The following is a 6,348-nucleotide window of genomic DNA, read 5'->3' on the forward strand; positions in this document are numbered from 1 at the left end:
TCTCACAGCACTGCTTATGCTACAATATCTTATCAAACTGCATACCTTAAGGCACATTATCCGAAAGAATTCTTTACTGCTCTTCTTACATCTGTTTCTGGAAATGAGGATAAGGAGGAGGTTTATATAAAAGAAGCTGAGAGTATGGGAATAAAGGTTCTTCCTCCAGATATAAATAAGAGCGGTATATACTTTAAAATTGAGGGTGATGCAATAAGGTTTGGATTTTCAGCCATTAAGAATGTTGGAGAGAGTGCCGCAAGAATAATTGTTGATGAGAGAGAAAAGGGAAAGTATAGATCCTTCTATGATTTTCTTACAAGATGTAAGAGTGGAAAGATCAATAAAAAGGTTATTGAATCCCTTATAAAGGCAGGTGCCTTTGATAGTTTAAATAAAGATAGAGCACTTCTTCTGGAGGAATTAAAGGGGGATGAAAAGAAAAAACCCATGCTTTTTTCTGAACCTTTAAAGAAAAGGAAGGTTTCAAAGGGAAAGATACTTGATTGGGAAAAGGAAGCTTTTGGTTTCTATTTTTCAGGACATCCCCTCAAAAACTATATAGAAAAGATGAGGAAGAATGAGATAAAAATTTCAAACTTATCAGATGTGGAGAGTGGAAGCAATGTTAAGTTAATTGGTGCCATAACCAGTTTTAGACACTATAAAACAAAGAGGGGGGATGTGGTATTAAAATTTATCTTGGAGGATGAAAGTGGTAAAATCTCCATAGTGGCATTCAATCCTGTTGCTTCAGAGGTAGAGAACTTCTTGAGGAAAGAAGGTGTCATAAGAATTGAGGGAGAGTATAGAATTGAAAATGATAGAGTCTCAGTAAGAGTTTTGAAGGTTTTAGAGTTTCTTACGAAAAAAGAGTTGGAGGAGAAGTTGAAGGATGTAGAAAAGAGAGGGTTCCACCTATACCTTAAACTAAAAAAGAAAAACATTAATGATGAATTTCTAAATTCTCTCCGTGAATTCTTTGAAAAACATAAAGGGAATGATCCTGTAACAATATACCTTGTGTTAAATGGAAAGAGGCTTGAGATGGAACTTGAAAAAGAACATTTTATAAAAGTAACTCCTGATTTAATAACTGAACTTAAGAAACTTTTAGGAGAGGAGAATTTCTGGTATAAAGAGGAGATTTTTGCTTAAAGGAGGAGTGTTATGAGAATAGGTATTCTAACAGGTGGTGGAGATTGTCCTGGTTTAAACTCCACCATAAGGGCAATTTTTATGAGGAGTCTTGACTTCGGTTACAGTGTTTTTGGTTTTTTAAATGGCTGGAAGGGAGTTATAGATGATGAGGGGATTCTTCTTTCAAGGGAGATGGTTGAGGAGATCATGCCTCTTGGAGGCACAATCCTTTATTCCTCAAGAACCAATCCTTTTAAAGTGGAAAACGGAGTTGAGAAAATAAAAGAAACTTTGAGAAAGGAAAACATTGAAGCCCTTATTGCAATAGGTGGAGACGATACTCTTGGTGTTGCATCCCGTTTGTATGAAGAGCATAATATAAAGACTATTGGTGTTCCCAAAACAATGGATAATGATATATCAGAAACAGACTACACATTTGGATTTGATTCCTCTGCTACAGTATCTATGGATGCCATCGAGAGACTTAGAGATACTGCAAAGGCAATGAAGAGGATAATAGTTCTTGAAGTAATGGGAAGACATGCAGGTTGGGTTGCCCTATTCACAGGTCTTGGTGGAGCAGCAGATTACACCCTTCTTCCAGAAGAAAAGTACAATGAGGATGAGTTGATTGAAAAGGTAAAGAAAGCCTTTGAGAGAAAAAATTATGCCGTTGTTTGTGTATCTGAGGGAGTTGATGTAGGCAAAGATGAGTCTCATGAAGTGGATGCCTTTGGACATAAATTACTGCAGGAGAAAGGGGTTGGAAGCTACATTGCCAGGGTTATAAAGGAGAAGACTGGAATTCAGACAAGGTCCGTTCAAATTGGTCATATTCAGCGAGGTGGTTCCCCCACTCTCTTTGATAGAATACTTACCATAAGGCTTGGTGTTAAAGCCGTAGAGATGGTTAAGGATGGTGAGTTTGGTAGGATGGCTACCATGAAGAATGGAGTAATTACATCTGTTCCACTAAAGGATGCTGTTGGAAAGACAAAGGTGGTAACAGAGGATTGGATAAAGTTAAAGAGGATATTTGAGAAGTAATGAAATTTTTTAGCTCTTTGAGGTTTCAAGTTGCCTTCACCTTTTTAATTGTTGTGATAGTAACCACCCTTTCTCTTGGTTCACTTCTTATTAAAGAGACAGAGACTAAATTCTGGAAGGCAGAGGAAGAGAAGCTTTCAACCATAGGAAGGCAACTTGTTTCCTCCTACAATAGAGTTAGTGAAAAACTGAAGGTACAGGCGGATTTACTTAACACAGATTTAGATGTAATTAAGAAGACACAGCTTGAAACGGCACTCTTTGATTACACGAAACCAATTCATGAGGAGAATGAAGAGATAGGTGTTGGTTTCTTTATATATGGGGATGATTTCAACAGACCCCTTGCCGTTCAAGAATCAAAGTCAAAGGACAGCGAGAAGATAAGGGTGGTTTTTCCTGTATATGAAAACGGTAAGAAAGCAGGATTTGTTTGGGTTGAGGAACCAAAGGATCTTGTGCTATCTGAGATAGAATCTTTAAAAGCCAAAGAGAGAAATATAATACTTGTGGTTCTACTTATATCAGGAATTTTAGCCATTTATATATCTTTGATGTTTGTAAAAAAGGTTACCATTATAAAGACGGGCCTTGAAAATCTAAAATCTGATCTGTCCTATAAACTTCCTGTAATGAGTGGAGAGATAGGAGAGATAAGTAGGGCAATAAATGATTTATCCACATCTCTTCTTGTATCAAGGAGCAACTCTGAAAAGATCCTTGAGACCATAGCTTCTGGCGTTCTCATCGTTTCAAGGGATGGGATAGTTAAGGAATTTAATAGAGCTTGTGAGGAACTTCTTGGAGTAAGAAAAAAAGATGTTATAGGGAAGAGATACACTCTTTTTCCCCATTTAAAAGAGATTGTTGAAACTGTAAAGGGTGGTGGAAAATTCAGAGAGAAGAAAATAAAGATTGGGGGTAATGAGAAGATATTTCATATATTCTCCACTCCATTTAATGGAGATGATCTATTGATAAGTGTGGAGGATGTAACTGAGGAGGTAAAATTACTGGAGGAGAAGAGAAGGACTGAAGCTTTAAAGACTCTTGGAATGTTCACCACAGGTGTTGCCCATGAGATTAGAAACCCTCTAACATCCATAAAAGGTTTTGCCCAAATTCTTGAAAAGAGACTTGAAGGGAAGGGTGGGGATGAGGAGAGGTATATAAAAACAATACTCTCAGAGGTGAAAAGACTTGAGAACATTCTAAAGGATCTACTTATGTATGGAAGACCCTCTCCCCCAAACAAAATTATGACAAACATTTCAAAGGTTATAAGAGATTCACTATCTTTGCTTAATGAGAAGTTGAAGGAGAAAAATATAAAGGTTCATATAGATTTTGAGTATGATCCAAGATTCTCCTTTGACCCGAAACAGATGGAGCAGGTATTTATAAACCTTATTCTTAATGCCATAGATGCCTCTGAGTTTAACAGTAAAATAGTTATAAGGACAAAGAAGGCGCAGAGTGGTATACTTATAGAGGTAAAGGATTTTGGTTTTGGTATAAAAGAGGAGGATAGGGAAAAGATATTTATGCCCTTTTTTACCACGAAGGAGAAGGGAACAGGACTGGGTCTTCCAATATCTCAAAAGATAGTGGAGATGCATGATGGCAGGATATGGTTTAACTCAAACAAGGATGGGACAACGTTTTTTGTCTACATTCCTATTAAATAGTGGTATAATTTGGGTATGAATAAAAAGGTTAATAAATTCAGTGTTCTTGTAGTTGACGATGAGGAAAATATCTTAAACTTTCTCAATGAGGCATTGAAGGATGATTATTTTGTATTCAAGGCAAAGAATGGGAAGGAAGCTATAAAGAAGGTTAGGAAATTTATCCAGATGTTGTCCTTATGGATATAAAAATGCCGGTGATGGATTGGTATGGAGGCTTTCTTAAAGATAAAGGAAATTGATAAGGATCTCCCAGTCATTATGATGACTGCCTATGGCTCATCCAGTACGGCAATTCAAGCCATGAAGGAAGGTGCGTATGACTATGTCACAAAGCCCCTTGATCTTGAGGAGATAAAGGTTACTATTGAAAAGGCAATTCAACTTAAAAAACTTTCAGAGAAGGCAAAAACAACTCAGTTTGGTGAGGATGAGTTTATCACACAGGGACTTATAGGGAAAAGTCAGAAGATGCAGGATATTTATAAACAGATAGGGAGAGCAGCATCAAGTGATGTTACTGTTCTTATTCTTGGTGAGAGTGGTACAGGAAAAGAGTTAGTTGCAAGAAGCATATATATGAATTCTTCAAGGAGAAACAAACCTTTTGTTACCGTTAATTGTGCTGCTATACCAGAGGGACTTCTTGAATCTGAGCTTTTTGGTCATGAGAAGGGGGCATTTACTGATGCCAAGGAGCGAAGAATTGGTAAATTTGAGCAGGCAAAGGATGGGACCATCTTTCTGGATGAGATTGGAGATATGTCACTCTCTCTTCAGGCAAAGATACTTCGGGTTCTTCAGGAAAAAACCTTTGAGAGGGTTGGAGGGAAGGAGACAATATTTACAAATGCAAGGGTGATTGCTGCCACAAATCAAGACCTTCTAAAGCTTGTGGAGGAGAAAAAATTTAGAGAGGATCTATACTACAGGTTAAATGTTTTTACAATTCACCTTCCACCCCTTAGAGAAAGGAAAGAGGATATACCAGATTTGGTTGAGTATTTTATTTATAAGTACTCACACAAGTATGGGAAGGTTGTTACTGGTGTATCACCTGAGGTTATGGAAATTTTTATGGATTACAACTGGCCTGGTAATATAAGGGAACTGGAAAACAGCATTGCTCATGCTATTGTTGTAACTCAAGGGTCAGTTATACTTCCAGAACACCTCCCCAAAAGCATAAAGAGGAACAAATCTGAAACGGTGGAATCAAATGATTTAGAAGGCGATGAGGATATTGTTCCTTTAACAGAAGCCATTGCTCGTCTGGAGAAGGAGATGATAATTAAGGCTTTAAAGAAGACAGGAGGGAACAAGACTAAAGCGGCTAAAATACTTGGTATTTCAAGGAAATCTTTGTTTAATAAGATAAGAGATTACAATATTAATTTGGAGGAGAAGAAGGTTTAATATATAATAAAATAAAATTTTAAAAGAGGTGGTAAAGGAGAAGAATAATGAAGAAAGAAAAAAAGAAAGGAGTGGAAGGTATGAGGAAATTTTTAAGTATTTTAATGGTGTTGATGCTGGTGTTTACATTCCTTCCAAGAATCCCCATAAGTTTTGGAGCTACCCTTGCTGGGTCGGTTACTATTAAGGATATTACTCTTACACCAGATACAGTGGGGGAGATAACAAGAATTGATATCAAATTTAATCTTTCTGATCCTGATCTTTTTGCTAATTCCGATAATATACAGATAATTTTCCCACAGGATTTAGGTGGTGATATTAACAAGGAGTTTACACTTCCCTCTGCAATTCCTACAACAGCAGTGTTAATTGATGGAAGTAACAACATAAGCGATGTGCAGGTTGATTTAATGAACAGAAAAATTGCCATCATAACTTCCATCAATGTACCCAAGGATATTGATCACACTCTTACAATTCTTCCTCAAGCAGGGATAAAGAATCCAACAAGGTCTGGATTTTACAAAATAAAGGTTCAAACAAACAAACATACTTTTAATGAATTCTCTGTTTTTGTAAGACCAGGAGTATTTGATCATATGGAAATTTATCCTGATCCTGCCTTTGTTGAGTCAAATCATTTTCCATCAGGAGATACTGTTGCATCCTTTGGAAATCACACTACCTTCTCTATACTTCCAAAGGATATGTACGGAAATACAATTTACAAAGGTTACAGCCATGGTCTTGGAACCTATGTTAAAGATAGTGATGATGATTGTGGCTTCGATGCTGGTTCAAGAATACCTCCAGTGAATCATCCCACCACAAGAATTCCCCCTGCAAGGTGGATTTTGGTTTATGATGTATATACTCTAACTCATGCGAATTGGTGGTGGGGGATAGATGTTTGGGATACACCAAATCGTTACACTTGGCTTGACCATTCGGCGGCAGCAGGAAATGACGATACATCTATATTCTTAAACCCTATATATAACAAAAATCTTTCAGATTTTATCTTAGAAGTTAAAATTGCCTTTAATAATGC

4 protein-coding genes and 1 pseudogene are annotated in these 6,348 nt (G+C 36.9%); all 5 read left to right on the plus strand.

Annotated elements, in window-relative coordinates; genetic code table 11:
- Positions 1–1,158: hypothetical protein (locus J7J33_03025; GenBank protein MCD6168263.1), on the plus strand; the 1,158-nt coding region annotated here is incomplete at its 5' end.
- Positions 1,159–1,170: 12 nt separating this feature from the next.
- Positions 1,171–2,190 (plus strand): 6-phosphofructokinase, encoded by a 1,020-nt coding sequence (locus J7J33_03030; GenBank protein ID MCD6168264.1) that lies wholly within the window; start codon positions 1,171–1,173, stop codon positions 2,188–2,190.
- A complete protein-coding gene (locus J7J33_03035; protein ID MCD6168265.1) occupies positions 2,190–3,878 on the plus strand; it encodes a PAS domain-containing protein in 1,689 nt (562 codons plus the stop codon). The genes J7J33_03030 and J7J33_03035 overlap by 1 nt, the downstream gene beginning before the upstream one ends.
- Before the next feature lie 15 nt (positions 3,879–3,893).
- A pseudogene (locus J7J33_03040) lies at positions 3,894–5,294 on the plus strand (sigma-54-dependent Fis family transcriptional regulator).
- Positions 5,295–5,341: 47 nt separating this feature from the next.
- Positions 5,342–6,348, plus strand: a 1,007-nt coding sequence (locus tag J7J33_03045) for a hypothetical protein (GenBank protein MCD6168266.1), incomplete at its 3' end; no start/stop codon positions are given.

It is taken from the genome of Caldisericia bacterium, assembly GCA_021158845.1.
Lineage (GTDB): Bacteria > Caldisericota > Caldisericia > B22-G15 > B22-G15 > B22-G15.